At 45.2% G+C, this 739-nt stretch carries 1 protein-coding gene; it reads right to left on the minus strand.

The window, feature by feature from the left end; genetic code table 11:
• Positions 1-157 precede the first annotated feature (157 nt).
• Positions 158-589, minus strand: coding sequence for a hypothetical protein (locus HK11_RS12265; protein WP_143216409.1), 432 nt, complete (start codon positions 587-589; stop codon positions 158-160).
• Positions 590-739: the final 150 nt, after the last annotated feature.

Below are 739 nucleotides of genomic sequence, written 5' to 3' on the forward strand. Positions count from 1 at the left end.
GGACGCCGAGGTCATGCTGCACGACATTACAGAACTACGCTCATAGATAAGCGTCTCCCTTTGAGAGTTTAAAGAAGAATATATCTTCCGTTATAGTTGTTAAAAATTAATACTTATATTAATCGATGATAATTACATCTGCATGTGCTTCTTTTGCTTATGAAAGTATCACTTTCCCATTTGGATAAAGTGAGTAGTGGGACAGGTCAGATGTATATAGGCGACTAGCTTGTTTAATTATTACGTTTGATACATCTTTGGTAAGAATAGAACCGCAAGGCAAAACCATCGCATTCGGTGGTATGTCGGTCCCGTCTGGCAGCGTTGGATAATCGCACAGGCAGGGCGTGCAGTTATCTGAGCCAAAGATCGTCAGTTCAACGGTTGTCGATAACGTCAGGCCATTGCGTGTTGCCGCCGTTACCGTGAGAGAGCGGATTGTATCAGTGATGCCACCACCAAGAAACACGCATGCCAGACCGTTGACGATGCTGGTCCAGAGTATTGTCAGCTCTGACGGATCGTTCGTTTTGTTCGCGATACTGACAGAGAAAATCTTGCTCAGGGCGTCAGTGTTCCTGTCGAACAATGCTGAGAAATCTAGGCTCAGGACCTGTTAATTTATTGAACTGAGCGAGAGAGTGTGATTCAACAGCCTTACCGATGGAGGGTGAGCCTGTGAGTGATGTATTTTTACTGTCTGAGAGCCAGATGAAGCGGATTGAGCCGTTTTTTCCTC

Source organism: Acetobacter sp. DmW_043 (genome assembly GCF_002153485.1).
GTDB classification, from domain to species: domain Bacteria; phylum Pseudomonadota; class Alphaproteobacteria; order Acetobacterales; family Acetobacteraceae; genus Acetobacter; species Acetobacter thailandicus.